Raw genomic sequence first — 20,386 nt, 5'->3', positions numbered from 1 at the left:
GCGCGCACGTCTTCCCTGGGGAAGTCGAGCTGTTGTTCTTGGCTGCCTCGGGCCTCCCGGGCGTGCGGTGCGAGCTGATGTCGACGACCTGCACACGCTCCACGCGGCCCGGATCGGCAGGGCCGACCACTCCGCAGGGGAGACACGATTCAGTAGTCAAGATTGGCGCGCACCCCGACGTCCTGTCCGGGGCAACCGGAACATCTTGGCAGAGTTCGCGGGGGGCACCAAATTGCGGAGGGCGCTCCATTCCCGACCGCGGCTCCCGGGGTTCGGCAGGGGCCGGATGCAAGGATGAGCCGCATGACCGACGGCCCCTCGCAGCAGTACCCGCCCCCGGGTGCGCCCGCGCCTGCCGAGCCGGTCCCGCCCGGGCCAGCCGGGCCCCCGTTCCCGCCGCCGGGAGCTGCTCCCGGACCGGTGCCGGGAGGCTGGGCGGCGTACCCGAGCGCCGCGGGGCCGCGTCCCCCCGCCGGCCTGGCACTCGGTGCGGCGCACAAGCCCGGCGCGCTCCCGCTGCGCCCCCTCAACCTCGGCAACATCTACGACGGCGCGTTCCGGATCATCCGGTTCAACCCCAAGGCCACGGTCGGCGCGGCGGTGATGGTCACCGCCGTCGCGATGCTGGTCCCGGTCGTGGTGACGCTGGTGCTCACCCTCACCATCGGGATCGCGGCCGACGCCTCCGGTGAGGTCGACCCCGACGCGTCGGTCGCCGAGCTGGTCGGTGCGCTGGCGGCGTACGGCTCACTGCTGCTGTCGCTGGTCGTGGCCCAGGTCGGCGTCGTGTTCGTGACCGGCATGGTCGCCCACGTGACCCGGGCGGCCGCGGTCGGACGCCGGCTGGGACTGGCCGAGGCGTGGGCGGCGACGCGGGGCAAACGCTGGCGCCTGCTCGGCCTGACCCTCGTCCTCAACCTGGCCTTCCTGGTCCTGCTCGTCGTCTACGTGCTGCTGTGGGTGCTGGTCGTCCAGCTCAGCGACGGCCCCTGGCCGGTGGTCGTGTGGGGCGTGGTGAGCGTGCCGGCGTTCATCGCGCTGTGCTGCTGGCTGTGGATCCGCTTCTACTACCTGCCGGTGCCGGCGCTGATGCTCGAGCCGGTCGGCGTCTTCGCGGCGATCGGCCGCGGCTGGCAGCTGAGCGCCCGGCAGTTCTGGCGCACCTTCGGCATCGGTCTGCTGACCGTGATCATCGCCCAGTTCGCAGGCGGGATCCTGTCCTTCCCGGTCAGCATCATCGGCAACGTCGTGGCGCTGGCCGTGCCCGACTATGCCGTGCTCGCGCTGATCCTCACCCAGGCCGTCGCGCTGGTCATCCAGAACGCCTTCGTCGCTCCCTTCCTCGCCGCCGTCACGTCGGTGCAGTACGTCGACCTCCGCATGCGCAAGGAGGCCTTCGACGTCGAGCTGATGCGGGAGGCGGGGATCGTCCCGGCATGATCCCGGCGCTCGCCCTCGTCCGCCTCGACCCGCCGCTCGACCCGAGTGGTGACGAGGCGCGTCGCCAGCTGCGCCGCGAGCTGGTGCGCCCGGAGTACTACGAGGACGACGTCATCGGCCGGCTGACCCGCTGGCTGGACCGGTTGATCTCCGGCACGGTCGACGCCGCGTCGGGCTCCTCGGGCCTGACGACCGCAGCCGCGATCCTGGTCGTGCTGCTCATCCTCGGCGGCGTGCTGTTCCTGGCCAGCCGGGCCCGTCGTACGGCGACCGGGCGGGCCGCGAGCAGCCCCGCCCTCACCGACGAGGTGGTGAGCGCCGACCAGCTGCGGGCCCGTGCCGAGGCCGCACTGCGCGCCGGGGACGCGGCGGCGGCGCTCGTCGACGCCTTCCGGGCCGCGGCGGTGCGCCAGGTCGAGCGCGGCCGGATCGAGGACCTCCCCCAGGCCACCGCGCACGAGCTGGCCGGCGCGCTGGTGGCGGTGTTCCCGGAGCACCGCGCGGCGGTTCTGCACGGCGCGGACCTCTTCGACGGCGTCCTCTACGGCGAGCGGCCGGCCACGAGCGCGCAGGCGGCCGAGCTGCTGGCGCTCGACGACACCCTCGCCGGGCGGGCGGTGCGCCGATGACGACGACAGCGGCGCCGACCCGGCCGCGGACGCGCGTGACGCGGACGCAGCTGGTGGTCGCAGCGGCGGTGGTGCTCGCGCTGGTGGTGGCCGTGTGGACCACCCGCGGCTCGGAGAAGTACCCCGGTGCCGCCGACCCCCGCAACCCGGGACCCGACGGCGCGCAGGCGCTGGCGAAGGTGCTCGCCGACCAGGGCGTCGACGTCACCGTCGCCCGCTCGGCCGAGGCCTTCGACGAGGCGACGGTCGACGACGCCACCACCGTCGTGGTGAGCAGCACCGAGCAGCTGGCGCCGAGCACCCTGCGCCGGATGCGCGAGCACGCCTCGGCGGCCGCCCGGATCGTCCTCGTCGAGCCGGACTTCGCGATCCTCAACCAGATCGACCCCGATCTCGGGCTGCTGACCGGGCCCGCCGGAGAGGACGACGGCCTCCCCGCCCGGTGTCCCGACGGGATCGCCGGCGTCGACCTCGACGGGCTGCGCGTCGCGGTGGACCGCGCGACGTCGTACACAGGGCAGGGGTGCTTCCCCGTCAGCGATCGCGCCCTGGTGCGCGGCGTCGACGGGCTGGTGCTGTTCGGCGCCGGGCAGGCGCTGACCAACGACCAGGTGACCCGTGCCGACAACGCGGCCGTGGGCCTGCGGCTGCTCGGGCACGACCCCCGCCTGGTCTGGTACGTCCCCGACGCCACCGACGCCGTGTCCGACGACGCCGTCACGATCGGCACCCTGCTGCCCGACTGGATCGGGCCGGCTCTGTGGATCGTGGCGCTGGCCGGGCTCGCCCTGCTGCTGTGGCGGGTACGCCGGCTCGGTCCGCTGTCGACCGAGCCGCTGCCGGTCGTGGTCCGCGCGGTCGAGACCGCACGCAGTCGCGGGCGGATGTACCGCCGCAGCGGCGACCGCACCCATGCCGCCCGCGCCCTGCGCCGCGCCGCCCGCGCCGACATCGCGCGCCGGTTGCGGCTCGACCGCGGCACCCCGGCCCCGGTGGTCACCGAGGCGGCCGCGCGGCACCTCGGTGCTCCGGTCGAGGCCGTGGCCGCCCTGCTCGACGACGACCGCATGCCGCCCGCGACCGACCAGGACCTGGTCCGGCTCGCGCAGGACCTGGCCCGACTGAGGAGAGAGGTACGACGCTCATGACCCAGACCACCCACGAGGCCGGCGTGCGCGAGCGGCTGATGGCCGTGCGCCAGGAGGTCGCCAAGGCCGTGGTCGGACAGGACGCGGCCGTGTCCGGTCTGCTCGTCGCCCTGCTCTGCGGCGGCCACGTGCTGATGGAGGGGGTGCCCGGGACGGCGAAGACGCTGCTCGTGCGGACCCTGGCCCAGAGCCTCGACGTACAGACCCGCCGGGTGCAGTTCACCCCCGACCTGATGCCGGGCGACATCACCGGCTCCCTGGTCATCGACTCCGCGGGCGGCGGCGAGCTCAGCTTCCGCGAGGGGCCGATCTTCACCAACCTGCTGCTCGCCGACGAGATCAACCGGACGCCCCCGAAGACGCAGTCGGCGCTGCTGGAGGCGATGGAGGAGGGCCAGGTCTCGGCCGACGGCGTGACCCGGCCGCTGCCGCGCCCGTTCCTGGTCGCCGCCACCCAGAACCCGGTCGAGTTCGAGGGCACCTACCCGCTGCCCGAGGCCCAGCTGGACCGGTTCCTCCTCAAGGTCGTGCTGCCGGTGCCGCCGCGCGAGGACGAGATCACCATCCTCACCCGCCACGCCGAGGGCTTCGACCCGCGCGACGTGGCCGGTGCGGGCGTGCGGCCCGTGGCGGGCGCGGCCGACCTCGAGGCCGGGCAGGCGGCGGTGAAGCAGGTGCAGGTCTCGCCCGAGGTGGCGTCGTACATCGTCGACATCGCGCGGGCCACCCGCCAGTCCCCCTCGCTGTCGCTCGGCGTGAGCCCGCGCGGCGCGACCGCGCTGCTGCGGGCGGCGCGGGCGTGGGCGTGGCTGTCGGGCCGCGACTTCGTGACGCCCGACGACGTGAAGGCGCTCGCCCAGGCGTCGCTCGCCCACCGGCTCGGGGTGCGGGCCGAGGCCGAGCTCGAGGGCGTCGACGTCGCCCAGGTGCTGGCGTCGGCGATCGCGTCCGTCCCGGTCCCGCGCTAGTCCGTCCGACGTCATGGCGATCTCCGGCCGGGTCCCGCTGCTGCTCCTCCTGGGGCTGGTGGCGGTCGTGCTGCGCCCGCAGGCCGGCACGGTCTGGCTGTGGCTGCTCGGCGTGCTGCTGCTGGTCGGCCTGGACCGCCTGCTCACCCCCTCCCCCGCTCTCGCCACGATCACCCGCCGCCAGCCCGGCTCGGTCCGGCTCGGCGACCCGGCGTCGTCCGACCTCGTCGTCGCCGCGACCGGCCGCCGCCTGCACCTCGACGTCCGCGACGCCTGGCAGCCCTCGGCCGGGGCCCGCGACAACCGGTACCGTCTGCGCCTGGCCGCCGGCGACCAGCGGCGGCTGACCACACCCCTGCTCCCCCGGCGCCGCGGCGACCTGCGCGCCGCCGGCGTCACGGTCCGGTCGTGGGGGCCGCTCGGCCTGGTCGCCCGACAGCGCACGTACGACGTCCCCGGCTCGGTCCGCGCGCTGCCGCCGTTCGAGTCCCGCAAGCACCTGCCCTCCCGGCTGGCCCGGCTGCGCGACCTCGACGGGCGGGCCGCCGTACGCGTGCGGGGGCAGGGCACCGAGTTCGACTCGCTGCGCGAGTACGTCCGCGGCGACGACGTGCGCTCGATCGACTGGCGCGCCTCGGCCCGCAACACCCACGTCGTGGTCCGCACCTGGCAGCCCGAGCGGGACCGCCGGGTGGTGCTGGTCCTCGACACGTCGCGTACGTCGGCCGGGCGGGTCGCCCGCACCGTCGACGAGCCCGAGACCGACGGCATGCCGCGGCTGGACGCCGCGATGGACTCCGCCCTGCTGCTCGCCGCGCTCGCCTCCCGGGCCGGCGACCGGATCGACTTCGTGGCCGGCGACCGTCGGGTCCGTGCCCGGCAGCGGGTGCACGGCGCCCGCGACGTGGCGATGCGGCTCCAGGAGCAGATGGCCGAACTCGACCCGGTCCTCGTCGAGGCCGACTGGGACCTGCTCGCGGGCGCGGTCCAGGGCTTCGGCCGGCAGCGCGCGCTCGTCGTCCTGCTGACCGCGCTCGAGCCGTCCGCGATCGCCGACGGACTGCTGCCCGTGCTGCCGGTCCTGACGCGCCACCACCGCGTGGTGATCGCGTCGGTCCGCGATCCCGAGCTGACCCGGATGGCCGCGCTCGCCGACGAGGCCGGTCCCACGCCGCCCACCGCCGACGACGTCTACGCCGCCGCGGCCGCCTCCCACGAGCTGGACCGCCGCGAGCGGACCCGGGCGATGCTGGTGCGCCTCGGTGTCGACGTCGTCGACGCCGACGCGGGCGAGCTGCCGCCGGCACTGGCCGACCACTATCTCGCGCTGAAGGCGCAGGGGCTCCTGTAGCGCGGGCCCGGTCCCGTCGTCGCGAATGCCGGAACCACCGAGGCGTGCGCAGCGTCGGAGTGCCATGGACACCAGACCCCGCCGAACCGCTCTCCTCCTCGCCGGCCTCATCACGGCGCTGACCCTGACCGCGTGCAGCGGCTCCGACGAGGCCGGGGACGCCAGCGGCGCGAAGGCGTCGATGGCGCAGGAGCCGGCTCCCGAGGCCTCGGCCGCCCAGGACGGCGGGGGTGCGGCCGCCCCGGTCGCCGACGACGCCGCCCGGAACGCGCCGGTCTCGACCGCAGAGCAGCCGGCGGTGATCTCCACCGGGACCGTCTCGCTCGAGGCGAAGGACGTCGCCAAGGCCCGGCTGGGCGTGCGCAAGGTCGCCGACGCCCACCAGGGCACGGTGGGCGAGCAGGAGACGACGACGGGCGACAAGGGCGTGCTGAGCACGGCGCGGCTCGTGCTGCGGGTGCCGAGCGAGGCGTTCGACGACGTGGTCACGGCGCTGGAGGAGGTCGCGACACCGACCGGCACGACCACGAACGGCCAGGACGTCAGCGCCGAGGTGGTCGACGTCGCCGCCCGGATCCGGGCCCAGCGCAAGAGCGTCAGCCGGATCGAGGCGCTGCTCGCCCGGGCCGAGTCGATCGAGCAGATCGTCGCGATCGAGTCGCAGCTCGCGAGCCGCCAGGCCGATCTCGACGCGCTCGAGTCGCGGCAGCAGTGGCTGGCCGACCAGACCAGCATGTCGACGATCACCGTCTACATCGAGCAGCCCACGGTGCGCCACGAGCGCGAGGACGACGACGCCGACGGCTTCCTCGGCGGGCTGAGCCGGGGCTGGGACGCGTTCGTCGAGGGCGCCGGCTCCGTGCTGGTCGTGGTCGGCTTCCTGGTGCCGTGGCTCGTCCTGCTCGCCCTGTTGGCGGTGCCCGCCCGGCTGCTGCTGCGGCGCCGGACGCGGGGTCCGGCCCGCACTGCGTGAGCCGGGTCCGGAGCCCACGTCCCCCTCGTGATACTGTTTGTCTACAGACTTACTTGTATTTGATGCCCGGGCAAGGTCCCCGAGCCACGGCGTCACCGATGGACGTGAAAGGCCGGACCCATGCGCATCGAACAGCTGGAGTACCTCACCGCCGTGACGCAGCACGGCTCCCTGCGCCGGGCCAGCGAGAAGCTGCACCTGTCCCAGCCCGCACTCAGCGAGGCGCTCACCAAGCTCGAGCGCGAGCTGCGGGTGACCCTGCTCGACCGGCGCCGCTCGGGCGCCCGGATCAGCCGCGAGGGCCGCGAGCTGCTGCCCTACATGTCGGACGTGCTGACCGCGGTCGAGCGGCTGCGCAACGCGGCCGGCGATCGTCGTACCGACGCCCGGGTGATCCGCGTCGGCACCGTGCACGCCGCCACCTCGACCCTGCTCATCCCGGCGGTCCGCGCGTTCCAGGAGCGCCACCCCGGTACGACGGTCGAGGTGCTCACCCTCCAGCAGTCCCAGATCGACGAGGGGCTCGCCGAGGCCACCCTCGACCTGGGCCTGGTCAACGTCCTCGACGGCGACGACGCGCCCGTCGGCCTCGACGGGATCGACCTGCTGCACGGCCGGCCGGTCGCCGTGCTGCCGGCCGGGCACCCGCTCGCCGCCCGCCCGCAGGTGAGCATCGACGAGCTGCGCCAGGAGCGGTTCGTGATGATGCGGCCCGGCTACGTGATGCACCGCTACGTGCACCGCGCGTTCGGTCCCGAGGTCCCGCCGGCCGCGCACAGCACCGACGGCGCGGAGATGGGAAAGGCGCTGGTGGCCGAGGGCGTGGGCGTCACCGTGCTGCCGGACTACGCGGTGATCGGCGACCCGCTGCACCGCGTCGGCATGATCGAGGCACGCCCGATCGCCGGCGACCAGACCTTCCTCACCCTCCAGCTGCGCCAGCGCAAGGCGCTCCAGCAGCCGCTGCCCGTGCGTGAGCTGCAGGCTGCGCTGACCGCCCGGGCAGCGGAGTACCGGGCGTCCGGCGCGAGCTCGAGCGCGGCCTCCTGAGCTCGGACACCCGCCTCGGCCATGATGGGTGGATGGCCGACCTGCGCATCGCCGTCCTGATCGACGCCGACAACGTCTCGCACCAGTACGCCGGCCCGCTGCTCGAGGAGCTGGCGAAGTTCGGCCGGACGACGGTGAAGCGTGCGTACGGCGACTGGTCGGGCGAGAACATGAAGGGCTGGAAGGACAAGCTCAACAAGCACGCGATCTCGCCCGAGCACACCTTCGCCTACACCCGTGGGAAGAACTCGACGGACTCGGCGCTGATCATCGACGCGATGGACCTGCTCTACTCGGGCAACGTCGACGGGTTCGCGATCGTGTCGAGCGACAGCGACTTCACCCGGCTGGCGAGCCGGCTGCGGGAGTCGGGCAAGACCGTCTACGGGGTCGGCCGGGAGCGGACACCGCGGGCGCTGCAGGAGGCCTGCGACCAGTTCCTCCTGCTCGAGCTGCTCGGCACGGTCGACCCGGCGACCACGACGGCCGCGGACGAGCCCGACGAGCCCGGCGAGCCCGAGGCGGCGCCGGACCTCCCCAACCTCCAGAGCCTGCTGACCCGCGCGGTCAACAACGCGGCGGGCGAGGACGGATGGGCCAACCTGAGCTCCCTCGGAGCCAACCTGCGGCGCCTGTTCAGCGCCTTCGAGCCCAAGCGCTACGGGTTCGACACCCTGCTTCCGCTGGTCGAGGCCCAGCCGTTCCTCGTCGTCGACAAGGAGCGGCAGCGGGTCGGGCTCAAGGGACAGGTCACGCAGGCGAAGCCAGCCGCGAGGAGGGCTCCGGCCAAGAAGACGGCGGCGAAGAAGGCCACCGGCGCCTGACCGGCTCGTCGCCGTACGTCGAGACGGTTCCGTCGGCGGCGACCACCACGCCGGCCCGCCCACGGGCCAGCAGCCAGGGCACGCCTCGCTCCCCCAGCACGAAGGCGGTCGTGGCCTCGACGTCGGCGGCGACCAGGTCGGGCGCGACGACGGTGACCTGCCCCAGCCCGTCGGGCGCGGTGCCGGAGCGCGGGTCGCGGATGTGGGCACCACGGTGCGCGGTGCCCGACGTCGCGACCGCGCCGTCGGCGACAGGGAGCACGGCGACCAGGCGATGCGGGTCGGCGGGATCCTCGATGCCGATCCGCCAGGCGGGGGCGCCGGGCACCCGGGTCCGGCAGACCATGTCGCCGCCGGCCGAGAGGCAGTAGTCGGTCGCGGGGAGCCGCTCGAGGGCGACGCTCGCACGCTGCACCGCCCAGCCCTTCACGACGCCGGAGGGGTCCGGCCCGCCGCCGTACGGCGATCGGACGGCACCGATGTCGAAGGCGCCGCCGCTCGCCTCCCGTGCGACGTCGGCGAGGGTGAGCACCTCGCTCAGCTCCGGCGGTGCGTCGACGAGGGCCAGTTCGCCACGGCCCCAGCGGTTGACGACGGAGTCGGGGCGGTAGGTGCTGAACACCGCGTCCACGTGGCGCAGGCTGGCCATCACCTCGGCCCAGGCCGCCTCGGCCTCGGGGCCCTCGGCGTGCCGGCCGCGCAGCGCGAGGCTGACCACGGTGCCCATCACCTCGAACGCGCGGCGGTGGACCATCGACGGGCCGCTCACAGCCCGGCCTTGTCGAGCGCACTCTGCAGCGACTGCCGGTAGCCGGTGCTCGTCACCGTGGCGCCGCTGACCATGTCGATCGAGGCGCTCTGCGCGGCGAGGGTCTCCCGGACGAGGACCGGCAGGGCCCGGCTGTTGATCTCCTGGTCGTGACCATTGCCGTCGGGGTACTGCGGCACCTGGACGGCGGTGATCGTCCCGCCGTCGACGGAGAGCGCGACCTGGACCGGTCCCCAGCGGGTCTGGGCGACGTCGCCGGTGACGGTGCTGCCGGAGCCGCTGCCGGTGATGGTGCCGGTGATGGTGCTGCTTCCGGTGACGAGGGCCGCACCGCCACCGGTCGAGGTCTGGTGGCTGAACAGCAGGACGACGACCGACACGGTCCCCGCGAACCACAGCGCGATGCGTCGCATGCCGCTCACCACCCGAACTCCTCGACGTGGAGGTGCCGGTCCGGCACCCCGGCGGCGACGAGCGTCGCCCGGACGAGCTCGGACCATCCCGGCGGCCCGCAGACGTAGACGTCGCGCTCGTGGATGTCCGGCACCCAGCCCCGCAGCGCGGACACGTCGTCGACCGGCCGGGACAGGACGGGCAACCAGGAGTCCGAGGCACGGCGGGCGCCCGGCAGGCGCAGCAGCTGCAGTCCGCGCTCCCGGGCGAGCCGGTCGACCTCGGCCGCGAACAGCGGCGCTGTGCGGTACCGCTCGACGTACACCGCCTCACCCGGGGCGAACGCCATCCCCTCGGCGAGCGCACGCAGCGGCGCCATGCCGACTCCCGCTCCGATGAACGCGACCTTGCGGGCCTCGCGGGCGCGAGGGGTGAGCCGCCCGTACGGGCCCTCGAGGAGGACCCGGCTGCCCGGGCGCAGCATCGCGACCCGACCGCTGTCGTCGCCGGCCGCGGCGACGGTGATCCGAAGGCTGCGGCCGTCCGGGACTGCGGAGAGGGAGTAGGGGTGGGCGCGGGACCGGCCGGGGGCGTCGAGGAAGCGCCACAGCAGGAACTGGCCGGGCTCGGCGCGGAGCAGGTCGAGGCGCCGCCCGGTCAGGTGCACCGACCAGACGCCGGGCGCCTCGGGGACCACCGAGGCCACCCGGACCCGGTGCCGCAGGTTGACTGCGAGCGGGAGCAGGACCCGCCAGACGAGGACGGCGCCGGCCGCCGCGCCCCATGCGGTCCACCAGAAGACGGTGCGGGCGGGTGACGTGGTGAGCTGTTGCCCGGTCCACAGCTGGTGGGGCAGCGCGAGGCCCACGCCGAGGTAGGCGTAGAGGTGCAGCAGGTGCCAGGACTCGTAGCGCAGCCGGCGGCGCGCGGCGCGGATGCTGGTCACGACGACCATGACCAGGCACAGGGTGCCGGCCGCGGCGAGCAGCATGCCCGGGTAGTCCCAGGTCAGCGTCCAGAGCATCCCCGGCGTCGCGGAGAGCGAGCCGGCGGCGTACCCCCACGTCACGGTGAGGACGTGCACCAGCACCAGCGAGAAGGACGTGAAGCCGACGATCCGGTGCAGCCCGGCCAGCCGGTCCTGGCCGAACGCACGCTCCAGCACGGGCAGCCGGGCCATCAGCAGCACCTGGGCGAGAAGCAGCACCGAGCCGGCCAAGCCGCTGAGCTGACCGAGCGCGGTGAGCGCGGAGCCCGGGCCGACGATCATGCTCGGGCCGCCGTCGCGCAGCCACCAGTACGCCGGCAGTGCGAGGCCCGCCGCGAGGGCCCCAGCCGCGCCGACCCGGACGGTCTCGGCGCGTGCCGCCGCAGCGGGGCGGGCCGCGACCGGCGGCAAGGTGGCGCGGGGCGCGAGGTTCTGCTCGGTCACGGGGTCCTCCGGAGGTCGTCGGTGACCACCAGTGTTCGGCCGCGTCGTGGGTGCCGCCTGTCCCCGGTCTGTGCGCTCCCTGTGAAGCGCAGCAGGCTCAGCCTGCTCAGGCCAGCGGGTAGGACTGCACGAACTCCGTGAGCCGCGCGAGCTGGTCGGGGTCGGTGCTGGGGATGACGCCGTGGCCGAGGTTGAAGATGTGGCCGCGGGCGGCGCGGCCGGCCTCGATGACGGCGGCGGCGCGCTCGGTCATCACCTCGGTCGGCGCGAACACCAGCGTCGGGTCGAGGTTGCCCTGCACCGAGCGGTCGCCGACGACGGGGATCGCCCGGTCGAGCGGGGTGCGCCAGTCGACGCCGACCACGTCGGCACCGGCCTCGCCCATCAGGTCGAGCAGGTTCGTCGTACCGACGCCGAAGTGGATGCGGGGCACACCGAGCTCACCGACCCGCTCGAGCACGCGGGCGGAGTGGGGCTGCACGAACCGGACGTAGTCGTCGGGCGTCAGTGCACCGGCCCAGGAGTCGAACAGCTGGACCGCCGAGGCGCCCGCCGCGACCTGGGTCTCGAGGAAGACCGCGGAGACGTCGGCGATCTTGCGCATCAGCGCGTCCCACACGTCGGGGGCGCCGAACATGAGCGCCTTGGTCTTGGCGTGCTCCTTGGAGGGCCCGCCCTCGACGAGGTACGACGCCACGGTGAACGGCGCGCCCGCGAACCCGATCAGCGGGGTGCCCCCGTTGACCGAGGCCAGCTCGGCGACGAGGTTCTGGACGGCCTGCGTGACGTAGGGGATCTGCTCGGGCGTGAGGTCCGGGATCGACTCCACATCGGCAAGCGTGCGCACCGGCGCGGCGACGACCGGGCCGACGCCGGGCACGATGTCGAGGTCGACGCCGACGGCCTTGAGCGGCAGCACGATGTCGGAGAAGAAGATGGCCGCGTCCACGCCGTACCGCCGCACGGGCTGCAGCGTGATCTCGGTGATCAGCTCCGCGTTCATGCAGGAGTCGAGCATGGCGACGCCCTCGCGCACCTTGAGGTACTCCGGCAGCGAGCGGCCGGCCTGGCGCATGAACCAGACCGGGGTGTGCGGCACCTTCTCGCCGCGGGCTGCCTTGAGGAGTGCGCTGTCGTGCAGAGGGGCGGTCACGGGGTCAGGGTCTCAGACGTGCGGTCCGAGGGCGCCATCGAGGCACACCGGAGCGCGCCCTTCCGTCGGGTGGCGGGGTCCAGTCGGTCGCCAGCGGCGCTCAAGCCACCGGCCCGAGAGTGGGTGCCACGCACGAACGTGCCACGTGAGACCGCTGTGAAAGAGGACGCCGATGACCGACCAGATCCTGCTGCCCGGCCAGGCCGCCGCCCCACCCGGCCCCGCCGACATGACGATGATGTACGTGCTGCACCACGCCTTTCGCCGCGACCTCCGTGACTTCCGCGAGGTCGCGCCCCGCGTTCCGGTCGAGGATCGGGCCGCCTGGCGGCGGCTGGCGGAGCGGTGGCGCCTGTTCACCGCCGAGCTCCACGCCCACCACACCAAGGAGGACGAGATCCTCTGGCCGCTGCTCGCCGAGCGCGCGCGGGCCGACGACGACGTCGACAGCCTGCGGGTGCTCGACGAGATGGAGAACGAGCACACCACGCTCGATCCGCTGCTGACCTCCTGCGATGCGGGCTTCTCGGCGCTGTCGCGCGACGGCGGGGCCGACCGCCTGGGCGACCTGCGCTCCGACCTGCTCGCCGACCTCGCCGACCTGGAACGGGCCCTCGACGAGCACCTGGGCCACGAGGAGTCCGCGGCGGTGCCGATCCTGCAGCGCTATGTGCCGGGCGAGGAGTGGGAGGTGATCGAGCGTGACCGGTTCCGCGGCCGGCCGTCGGTCGGTCACGCTCGTCGGTTCCTGCCGTGGATCTTCAAGGACCTCGACGAGAGCGCGGCCGCCCGGGTCGCCGCGATCGGCGGACCGCCGATGAGGCTACTGCTGGCCAGCTCGCGCCGTGGCTTCGCGCGGCGAGAAGCTGAGATCTTCGGCTGAGCCCGAGTCCGGGGCCGCCTCGGCCGCGGGGGCCGGCAGCCGCAGCTCGATCCGGCTGCCGGTCCCCGATCCCGTCCCCGAGCCAGACGTCAGCCGGAGCACCCCGCCGAGCTCCTGGGCTCGCTCGCGCATGGAGCGCAGGCCGATCCCGTCGACCGTGCCCTGCCCCATGCCGATGCCGTCGTCGGCGACGGAGAAGACGATGTCTCCGTCGGCCCGCCGGCGTAGCACGACGTCGCAGCGCGTGGCCCTCGCGTGGCGACGCACGTTGAGCAGCGCCTCGCTCGCCATCTGGTAGACCGCGACCTGGACCGGGGGCTCCAGCGTCACGTCGCCGTCGACCGCCACCCGGACCACCAGCCCGTCGGCCGTGAAGCGGTCGGCAAGTGCACCCAGCGCGGTCGCCAGGTCGCCGTCGTCGAGAGCCAGCGGCACCAGCGAGCGGCTGAGCCGGCGTACCTCCTCGCCCTGCTGGGTCAGCTCGCGCTCCAGGGCGTCGAGCATCTCCTCCGACGCGTCGGGGTCGCGCATGCCGCGGGCCGCGATCAGCCCGAGCCGGATCCCGGCCAGCGCCGGGCCGAGGCCGTCGTGCAGATCGCGGCGCAGCATCCGGCGCTCCTCGTGCCGAATGCTCGTCATCCGACGCCGCGCGGCGGTGAGCGCCTGGACGGACTGCATCAGGTCGATCGTCATGCCGACCAGTCCGGCGACCTCGGTCAGCATCCCGAGGGTACGGCGGTCGAGCCGCTCCCCGGGGCGTGGGCTGGCCACCAGCAGGCCGACTCGGCGCCCCCGGCTGGTGAGCGCGATGACGGCGTCGTGGTCGCGGACGACGGGTGCCGCCGGTTCCTCGCCACCCGGCTCGGCCACGATCCGCACGTCCGCCAGCCGCAGGCTGCCGCACAGCGCGGCGGCCAGTCCCTCGATGTCGCGTCCGTTCCAGTCCTCCATGCTGGACACCAGACTGGCCGGGTCGGCGCCGGTGCCGTAGACCAGCCGGTCGACCCGTCGCTGCACCAGGTGGCGCAGCGGGGCCGAGCCGAGGCCGACCAGTCCGACGGCGAAGGCGAGGGCGATGTCGGACTCGCCGGGCACGACGCGGGTGCTCACCGCGACCAGGAGCAGGTAGAGCAGCGCGATCGTCACTGTCATCACGGTCCACAGCGTCGCCCGGTTTACGGTCACGTCGACGCCCCAGAGCTGGCGCCCGAGGACCAGCACGAGCAGGGCGGCCGGCAAGAAGACCTGCGCCAGAAGCAGCACGGTGCCGCTGACCTCGGGGGCCGCGGCCGCCCAGGCGTCCGGGACCGGGGTGAGGAACATGGCGAGCGCGAGCACCATGGCGCCGTGGCCGGCCGCCAGCCAGCCGAGGCCGCGGCGCTCGACGCGCGACGAGCCCCGGATCCGCACCAGCAGCCAGACCAGCTCGGCGGCGCCGATCGCCGCGACCGTCCGGTCCGGCCAGGACGCGAGGTCGCGCAGGAAGGACTGCCAGCCCGCCTGATCGATCCCGAGCGGGTTGTCGGGCAGGCCCGGCGCCACCAGCGTCAGGCCGGGCAGGGTCGACAGGGCGGTCGCGACGAGCGCCGCCACCAGGACCGGCAGGCGCCGGCGCGACCAGCCCGGAACGACGAGCAGCGGTACGACGGCGACGGTCGCGTAGACGCCCGGGATCCACACCCAGAAGGCGGAGTAGAAGACCAGCCCCTGCGCGGGCCAGTCGCCCGTCAGCGCGCCGTAGCCCTCGGCGAAGCCGGCCAGGGCGCAGCCCCACGCGGCCGCCGCGAGGATCCACACCACCGGGTGGCGGGTGCGGGGCAGCATGGTCGCGACCACGATTCCGTAGACCACGGCCACGACCAGGTCCATCACCCAGTCCGCGAGCGGTTCGGGCCGGTGTCGGGTGACCACGACCAGCACGACCGCCAGCGCGGCGATCAGCCAGCCGACGCCGGCGACCAGCCACGCCACGACCGTCCGGGGCACCCCGCGGGGCTGACTCATCGCGGGTCGCCCGGCCCGGCCAGGCGGGAGCGGGCGGCGCCGGCGACGGCCGAGCCGATGATCAGCTCACCGCGAGCGACACCGCGGATCGCCCGCAGCACGTCGTCTGCCTCGGCCGACTTCAGCAGGTAGCCCGCCGCGCCGGCGTGCAGCGCCCCGGCGACGTGGTCGTCGTCCTCGTGCATGGTCATCACCAGGACCTTGAGATCGGGGTGCTCGCGCATCAGCTCCCGGGTGAGCTCGATGCCGGACTCCCCCGCCAGGTCGAGGTCCATCAGCACGACGTCGACGCCGCGGGACACCAGCTTGCGGGCGGTGGCCGACTCGCCGGCGGCGCCGACCAGCTCCAGCCCGTCCAGCGAGCCGAGCAGGCCGGTCATGCCCATCCGGAACATCGGGTGGTCGTCGACGACCGCGACGCGCAGCGCCGGCGTCGGCTCCGCCGCGGCGCCGGGGGCGACCCGCTGCTGCAGGATCGCCGTCTCGAGGGCGCCGACGGCGGGACTGGCGTCCACGCCGAGCTCGTCGCGCAGCGCGTCGCGCAGCCGGCGCAGCGCGGCGAGCGCGTCGACCTGGCGCTCGGCGCGGACCAGGGCGGCGGCGTACAGGAGCCAGAGTCGCTCGCGGTGCGGCTGCCCGGCGGCCTCGGCCTCGAGCCGGCGGGCCGCCGCGGCGGCGTCGCCGCGCTGCATCCGGATCAGCTCGCGGATCTCCACCGCGGCGGTACGCACCTCGTGCAACCGGGAGCGCTCGACCGCGATGACCGGGTCGTCCACGAGGTCGGCGTACGGCTCCCCGCGCCAGGCCTCCAGTGCCTCGTCGAGCAGCTCGGCCGCTGCGGCGAGGTCCGCGGGGTCCGGACTGCCCGCGAGCAGCCAGGGCCGGTCGCGGTCGGTGCGCGCTGTGGCACCGGCAGACCTGACCGCTGCCTCGAGCCGGGCGGCGTCGATGTCGTCGAGAGGCAACCTCAGGGCGTAGCCCAGGGCCGAGGTCTGGATCACCGTGCTGGCCCCGCGCGGGGCCCGCTCGGGCTCGAGGATCTTGCGCAGGCCGGACACATACCCCTGGATCGTGACCGCATGGCTGGCCGGCGGCTCGTCGCCCCACAGCGCCTCCGCGATCGTCTCCGGGCTGACCGGCCGCCCCCGGTGCAGGGCCAGCACCGCCAGCAGCCGGCGGGGCTTCGGGGCACCGAGGTCGAGCGGGCGACCGTCGACCTCGACCTCCACCGGGCCCAGCACGCGCATCCTCATCGGAGCGACGCTACCTAGTTCCGCGTCGCCGTACGCCGGTATCGGGGACACCGGAGGCGTCACCGACACCGGCAGCGCGTCCAGGCTCAACGCCTGACCTTGGCCTTCGGGCTGGTCCACGACATGCTCGTGAGGCCGGAGCTGCTGGCGGTGACGCGGACCGAGATCCGGGTGCCGCGGTCCTTGCGGGTGATCCGGTACGACGCCTTGGCGGCCTTCTTGATCGGCTTGCCGTTGCGCAGCCACTGGTAGGTGAGCACGCTCGGCGCGGGTGACCAGGCGCCGCCCTTGACCTTGAGCACCTTGCCGACACGCGCCTTGCCGACCAGGTGGGGTGCGGTCTGCAGCGCGAGCCCGGTGACGGGTGTCGTGCCGCCCGGATCCTGCTGCTGGTCGGGCGCGGCGGGCAGCTCCGCCGTGGTCCAGGAGACCTGGGTGCCACCGGCGACGACCCGGGTCGCCTCGGCCGCGCAGTCCAGCGGGTCCGGCTCGACCCAGACGCCGTCGGGCTGCGACCACGCCAGCGCGCTGCCGTCGGGCGCGAAGGCGGGACTGCCCTGACCCGCGACCGGATCGTTGACGCACACCCGCGTCGGCTCCACCGGCGTCGTGTCCGTGCGGATGTCACCCCCGAGCCGGTACGTCGCGACATGTGCCCCGGCGCCCCCGCCGCGCACCAGCGCCAGCATGGTGCCGTCGCGGGAGGTGACCGGCTCGCTGAGCTGCACGGCCGTAGGGCTGGTCCCCTCGTGGAACCAGTCCCTCGCCGGCTTCTTGCCCAGGTCCAGGAGGTCGACACCGAGCTCGCCGCTGTCGTTGAGGATCAGCCGGGAGTCGGTCACCCAGCTCGGGTTGTCCTCGCTGGCCTGGCTGTTGTCGCTCGGTGCGCTGAGATGGTCGGCAGCGGTGATCGCGGTGGCCCAGACCGGACCACAGACCCACTGGCAGACGGTGCCCTCGTAGGAATAGGCGATCTTGGTGCCGTCGGGCGAGACGGCCGCCGTGTCCAGGTCGGGGCCGAGCGGGTTGCCCCACACGTCGAAGAGGTTCGGCGGGTCGATGGTGTTGAGCGGGCTGCCGGTGATGGTCATCCGGTGGATCAGGGGACCGCGCACGGCGACGACCCGGCCGTGGTCGTCACCCGTCGGCGAGCGGTACGGCGATGTCGCGGTGCCGTCGGTGGTGAGCCGGCGCTCCCCGGTGCCGTCGGGGTGCGCCGCGTACACGTCGTACCCCTTGACGTAGAGCAGGGTGCCCGGCAGGTCCGGGCTGTCCACGGCGGTGGCCGTGGTGGCACCCGCGGCCACGGCGCTCAGGGCGATCACGCCGGCCGCGGCGGCATGGAGCAACGTCCTCATCGCTTCACCTTCTTGGGTGCGCTGGTCCAGGTCGTGCTGGCCAGGCCGGGCCTGCTGATCGTCAGCCGCACGGAGATCCGCTTGCCGCGGTCCTTGCGCGTCACGCGGTAGGAGGCCTTCTTGGCCTTCTTGATCGGCTTGCCGTTGCGCAGCCACTGGTAGGAGACCGCGGTGGGCGCCGGCGACCATGCGCCGGCCTTGGCCTTGAGCACCTTGCCGACCTTCGCCTGGCCCTTGACCTTGGGCGCGGTGGTGGCGGTGAAGGCGCCGTTCTGTCCGCCCTGCGGCACGTCCGGAGTGACACCGACGGTGGCGGCGGACCAGGTCGGGTCCGATCCGCCGGGGATGATGAGGTCGAAGACGGGGTTGTCGTCGACACAGTCCTGGATGCTCATCCGCCAGATGCCGTCCGGCTCGGCCCACGCCACGCTTGCGGAGTCGGGGGCGATCGTCGGCTCGTGCAGCGCGCCGTCTCCCACCGGCTCGCAGACCAAGGTCGGATTGGCCGGGTCGGGCGAGGTCAGCACGTCTCCGTGGTTGCGCAGCACGACGATGCTCTCGTCTCCCACGTCGCCGCGGGTCGCCACGGTCCAAGCGCCGTTGCGCGAGACCTCGAAGTCGCTGAGCTCCTTGGCGTCGGCGCGGTAGACGCGCTCGTCGAACCACCGGATGTCGCGCTGGCCCAGGTCGTAGAGGTGGTTGTCGAGCCGGTTCCACACGCTGAGGATGACCCGGTTGTTGGTGACCCAGGAGGGCTTGTCCTGGAAGGAGACCCCCCAGTACGCCGGATCGCTCGCGTAGCCGGCGGCGGTGTAGCCCGTGGCCCAGTGCTTGATGCCGTACCAGACCTTGGCGTAGGTGTAGGCGATCTTGGTCCCGTCGGGCGAGATCGCGGTCTCGGTCAGGTCGCGTCCCTGCAGGACGTTGTTCTCCACGTCGACCAGGTCCGGCGGGTCGATGACGTTGAAGACCTCGCCGCGCTGGTTCATCCGGTAGATCAGCCCGCTGTGGTGCGCGACCACGACCCCCGCGTCGGACTGGGTCGGTGACTGCCACGGGTCGCCGGGCGTGCCGCCGGTGGTGACCTGCCGGGCCTGGCCGCCCGCGCCGTCGGCGAGCCAGACGTTGTGGTCCTTGATGTAGACGATGGCGCCGGGAGCCGAGACGGCACTCGCCTCCGGAAGCGGGACGATGCTGGCCAGGCCGGCGAGCACGCCGGCGACGGCGGTGCCGGCCAGCGCCCGGCGCGCGGTGGTGACGAGGGACATGGGTTCTCCTTGGCTGTCGGGGTCGGTCAGGTTCTGTCGGTCAGTGGCCGATGACGCCGGCCGGGTCGTGGTGCTCCCGAACGCGCTCCAGCCGCTCGCGCATCTCGGCAGGCCATGCCGTCTCGAGCGCGCCCGGCTGGTTCAAGGAGCCGACGAAGTTGGGCTGGAAGCCGCCACTCGCCCACGGCGCCATCGCCTTGGCGAGCCCGCCGACGGCGGCCGGCACCGGCCCGGCGAACAGCTCGGGCACGGGCGCGCTGACCACGAAGAGCCCGTACGCCGCGTCGCGGCCCACGACCGAGTCCGGCCGCTGCGGCGCCTGGGCCAGGCGGCCGCCGAGGCGTCGTACCTCGACCACGGCCAACGGGACGTCGGTCCCCGGCCCGGCCGCCGCGAGGAGCGCTCCCGCCGCCGCCGGGTCGAAGTCGCGCAGCAGGGCTCCCGCTTCCAGCACGGGCATCGGCTGGTCAGGGTCGGTGTGGATGGCGCCGAGCGCGGTCACCGGCAGCTCGGCGACGGTGTCGACGATCGGGTCGGCCAGCTTGCGCAGCGGCTCGACCAGGGCGGCACCCTCCTCCGCGTCGGCCACGACCGCGACGCGCAGGTGTACGACGAACCGGCCTCGCAGCGGCGCGGGGACGGCGTCGAGGTCCGGCAGGCGCAGCACGGCCACCGAGGTGTTCACCTGGTCCGGCGCGAGCGCCGACCACACGGCCCACTCGGTCAGCACCCGCTCGGCATCGGCGGCGTCGAAGAACAGGCCGCCGCCGTACACCGTGGTCAGCTCGACCAGGCCGAGCTCGACCGAGGTGACCACCCCCGGCAGGTGCTTTCCGCCGAGCAGCGCGGCGAACAGGTCAGGATGACTCGTCGCGGAGACGGTGAGGAGCTCGCCTGCGCCCGTCACGATCTCGGCGGAGCGCACGAAGTCGCTCGCCCACCCGTAGCTTCGGCCGAGCGGGCTGAGCCCGCCGCCGAGCAGGTAGCCGACCGCGCCGACGCCGGGCGCGGAGCCGGCCAGCGGCGCCAGCCCGTGCGGGGCCGCGGCAGCCAGGACGTCGGCCCAGGTGGCGCCGGCGCCGATGCGCGCGGCCTGCAGCCCGGGGTCGACGACCACTGCGTCCAGGCGACGTGTCAGTAGTGCGACACCGCCCTCGATGGCGTGGGTCCAGCCGTGGCCGGTGCCGACGGGGTGGACCCGCTCACCCTGAGCGGCGGCAGCGCGGACGATGCCGGCCACCTCCTCGGCGGTGCGGGGCTCGACCACCTCACGCGGGGCGTGGGCGTGGGCGAGGTTGAACACGGGGAGGGCTTCAGACATGGGATTCCTTCGCATCGAGTGAGGTGGCCAGACTCCGCGGGCGCACTGGAGCGCCGCTGGGGACTGGCTGGAACTGGCTGGAACTGGCTGGGGCTGGCAGGCGAGCTCGACGTGCGCGCTGATCCGCGAGGTCTCGAAGAACAGCGAGGTCGTCCCCGAGCTCGCTGGT

18 protein-coding genes are annotated in these 20,386 nt (G+C 74.0%); 9 read left to right on the top strand and 9 right to left on the bottom strand.

All coding sequences use genetic code 11. From position 1 onward, the window contains the following. The first annotated feature begins 303 nt into the window (after positions 1 to 303). From FBY23_RS07495 to FBY23_RS07460, 8 genes are all read left to right on the top strand, one after another. Complete coding sequence (locus FBY23_RS07495; protein ID WP_141797575.1) at positions 304 to 1,440, top strand: hypothetical protein; 1,137 nt, start codon at positions 304 to 306, stop codon at positions 1,438 to 1,440. Continuing rightward, a complete protein-coding gene (locus tag FBY23_RS07490; protein ID WP_141797574.1) occupies positions 1,437 to 2,069 on the top strand; it encodes a DUF4129 domain-containing protein in 633 nt (210 codons plus the stop codon). Before FBY23_RS07495 ends, FBY23_RS07490 begins: the two co-directional genes overlap by 4 nt. A gap of 35 nt (positions 2,070 to 2,104) precedes the next feature. Beyond that, positions 2,105 to 3,217, top strand: a complete 1,113-nt coding sequence (locus tag FBY23_RS07485; protein ID WP_160158190.1) for a DUF4350 domain-containing protein — start codon at positions 2,105 to 2,107, stop codon at positions 3,215 to 3,217. Then, on the top strand, positions 3,214 to 4,185 hold the full coding sequence (locus tag FBY23_RS07480) for a MoxR family ATPase (protein ID WP_141797572.1): 972 nt from the start codon (positions 3,214 to 3,216) through the stop codon (positions 4,183 to 4,185). Before FBY23_RS07485 ends, FBY23_RS07480 begins: the two co-directional genes overlap by 4 nt. Positions 4,186 to 4,198: 13 nt before the next feature. Continuing rightward, positions 4,199 to 5,536: a DUF58 domain-containing protein gene (locus FBY23_RS07475; RefSeq protein WP_141797571.1), complete on the top strand. Its 1,338-nt coding sequence runs from the start codon at positions 4,199 to 4,201 to the stop codon at positions 5,534 to 5,536. A 64-nt stretch (positions 5,537 to 5,600) separates the two neighbouring features. Further along, a complete protein-coding gene (locus tag FBY23_RS07470) occupies positions 5,601 to 6,509 on the top strand; it encodes a DUF4349 domain-containing protein (RefSeq protein ID WP_160158189.1) in 909 nt (302 codons plus the stop codon). A 120-nt stretch (positions 6,510 to 6,629) separates the two neighbouring features. Continuing rightward, positions 6,630 to 7,559, top strand: coding sequence for a LysR family transcriptional regulator (locus tag FBY23_RS07465; protein ID WP_141797569.1), 930 nt, complete (start codon positions 6,630 to 6,632; stop codon positions 7,557 to 7,559). 32 nt (positions 7,560 to 7,591) lie between these two features. Further along, on the top strand, positions 7,592 to 8,383 hold the full coding sequence (locus tag FBY23_RS07460) for an NYN domain-containing protein (protein WP_141797568.1): 792 nt from the start codon (positions 7,592 to 7,594) through the stop codon (positions 8,381 to 8,383). Here FBY23_RS07460 and FBY23_RS07455 read toward each other — a convergent pair. The 4 genes from FBY23_RS07455 to hemE all read right to left on the bottom strand — a co-directional run bounded on the left by FBY23_RS07455 (position 8,310) and on the right by hemE (position 12,130). Continuing rightward, positions 8,310 to 9,152 (bottom strand): FAD:protein FMN transferase, encoded by an 843-nt coding sequence (locus FBY23_RS07455; protein WP_260805811.1) that lies wholly within the window; start codon positions 9,150 to 9,152, stop codon positions 8,310 to 8,312. The two genes, FBY23_RS07460 and FBY23_RS07455, sit on opposite strands and share 74 nt — an antisense overlap. After that, a complete protein-coding gene (locus FBY23_RS07450) occupies positions 9,149 to 9,565 on the bottom strand; it encodes an FMN-binding protein (protein WP_141800918.1) in 417 nt (138 codons plus the stop codon). The genes FBY23_RS07455 and FBY23_RS07450 overlap by 4 nt, the downstream gene beginning before the upstream one ends. 5 nt (positions 9,566 to 9,570) lie before the next feature. Further along, positions 9,571 to 10,977, bottom strand: a complete 1,407-nt coding sequence (locus FBY23_RS07445) for a ferredoxin reductase family protein (RefSeq protein ID WP_260805810.1) — start codon at positions 10,975 to 10,977, stop codon at positions 9,571 to 9,573. A 106-nt stretch (positions 10,978 to 11,083) separates the two neighbouring features. After that, positions 11,084 to 12,130 carry a uroporphyrinogen decarboxylase gene (gene hemE / locus FBY23_RS07440; protein ID WP_141797567.1) on the bottom strand — a complete coding sequence of 349 codons (1,047 nt, stop codon included), beginning with the start codon at positions 12,128 to 12,130 and terminating at the stop codon, positions 11,084 to 11,086. A gap of 172 nt (positions 12,131 to 12,302) precedes the next feature. Here hemE and FBY23_RS07435 point away from each other — a divergent pair, with 172 nt between their 5' ends. After that, complete coding sequence (locus FBY23_RS07435; RefSeq protein ID WP_141797566.1) at positions 12,303 to 13,013, top strand: hemerythrin domain-containing protein; 711 nt, start codon at positions 12,303 to 12,305, stop codon at positions 13,011 to 13,013. Here the strand turns inward: FBY23_RS07435 and FBY23_RS07430 are convergent. The 5 genes from FBY23_RS07430 to FBY23_RS07410 form a co-directional block, all read right to left on the bottom strand. Beyond that, on the bottom strand, positions 12,954 to 15,017 hold the full coding sequence (locus FBY23_RS07430; protein WP_141797565.1) for a sensor histidine kinase: 2,064 nt from the start codon (positions 15,015 to 15,017) through the stop codon (positions 12,954 to 12,956). The two genes, FBY23_RS07435 and FBY23_RS07430, sit on opposite strands and share 60 nt — an antisense overlap. Then, positions 15,014 to 16,270 carry a BTAD domain-containing putative transcriptional regulator gene (locus tag FBY23_RS07425; protein WP_141797564.1) on the bottom strand — a complete coding sequence of 419 codons (1,257 nt, stop codon included), beginning with the start codon at positions 16,268 to 16,270 and terminating at the stop codon, positions 15,014 to 15,016. The genes FBY23_RS07430 and FBY23_RS07425 overlap by 4 nt, the downstream gene beginning before the upstream one ends. An 86-nt stretch (positions 16,271 to 16,356) precedes the next feature. Continuing rightward, positions 16,357 to 17,628, bottom strand: a complete 1,272-nt coding sequence (locus FBY23_RS07420; RefSeq protein ID WP_141797563.1) for a PD40 domain-containing protein — start codon at positions 17,626 to 17,628, stop codon at positions 16,357 to 16,359. Then, positions 17,625 to 18,896, bottom strand: a complete 1,272-nt coding sequence (locus FBY23_RS07415; protein WP_141797562.1) for a hypothetical protein — start codon at positions 18,894 to 18,896, stop codon at positions 17,625 to 17,627. Before FBY23_RS07415 ends, FBY23_RS07420 begins: the two co-directional genes overlap by 4 nt. A gap of 40 nt (positions 18,897 to 18,936) precedes the next feature. Continuing rightward, positions 18,937 to 20,217, bottom strand: coding sequence for an FAD-binding oxidoreductase (locus FBY23_RS07410; protein ID WP_160158188.1), 1,281 nt, complete (start codon positions 20,215 to 20,217; stop codon positions 18,937 to 18,939). Positions 20,218 to 20,386: the final 169 nt, after the last annotated feature.

The organism is Nocardioides sp. SLBN-35 (genome assembly GCF_006715725.1).
Lineage (GTDB): Bacteria > Actinomycetota > Actinomycetes > Propionibacteriales > Nocardioidaceae > Nocardioides.
This window is presented reverse-complemented; position numbering and strand designations above follow the sequence as displayed.